This is a genomic window from Vibrio sp. 1727 (genome assembly GCF_033344415.1).
Classification (GTDB): domain Bacteria; phylum Pseudomonadota; class Gammaproteobacteria; order Enterobacterales; family Vibrionaceae; genus Vibrio; species Vibrio alginolyticus.
This window is the reverse complement of record NZ_JAWPOT010000336.1, coordinates 1-657: the sequence shown is the minus strand read 5'-3', so window position 1 is coordinate 657 and position 657 is coordinate 1. Positions and strand designations below refer to the sequence as shown.

Below are 657 nucleotides of genomic sequence, written 5' to 3'. Positions count from 1 at the left end.
AATCGACGTGATGCTGATTGGTCATATGGATACGGTGTTCCCTGTCGGCACCGCTGGATTACGTCCTATGTCTCAAGACGCTGACAAAGCGTACGGTCCGGGTGTCTCGGATATGAAATCTGGCTTGCTGAATATTGTGTACGCGATGCGTAACCTCGACCAAGCGGTGTTGGATAAACTGTCGATTTGTATCTGCATGAACCCAGACGAAGAAACCGGATCGTTAGATTCGGTCGACTGGATTCAATCTGTTGCAAAAAACGCGAAAAACGTATTGGTGGCAGAAGCAGCACGCGCAGACGGAGGTTTAGTCAAAGCGCGCAAAGGCATGGCGCGTTACAAAATCACGTTTAATGGCATTGCAGCCCACGCTGGCAACGAGCCAGAAAATGGCCGCAGTGCAATTACCGAGATGGCGAACTGGATTCTCGCAATCAATGCTATGACGAACTTCGAATCTGGCACCACATTAAACGTGGGTATTGTGTCTGGCGGTAACGGCGCAAACATCGTCCCTGATCACGCTGAAGCGATCTTGGATGTGCGTTTCTGGAGTAATGAAGAATACGATGATGTCGACAGCAAGCTAAACGGCATGCTGGAAACACCATTCGTTGATGGCGTTAGCATCGAGTTGGTACGTGAAGCTTATAAACC

The 657-nt window shown here is 49.5% G+C and carries 1 protein-coding gene; it reads left to right on the top strand.

Translation table 11 applies throughout. From position 1 onward, the window contains the following. Window positions 1-657, top strand: a 657-nt coding sequence (locus tag R8O10_RS25595; RefSeq protein ID WP_318192005.1) for a M20/M25/M40 family metallo-hydrolase, incomplete at both ends; no start/stop codon positions are given.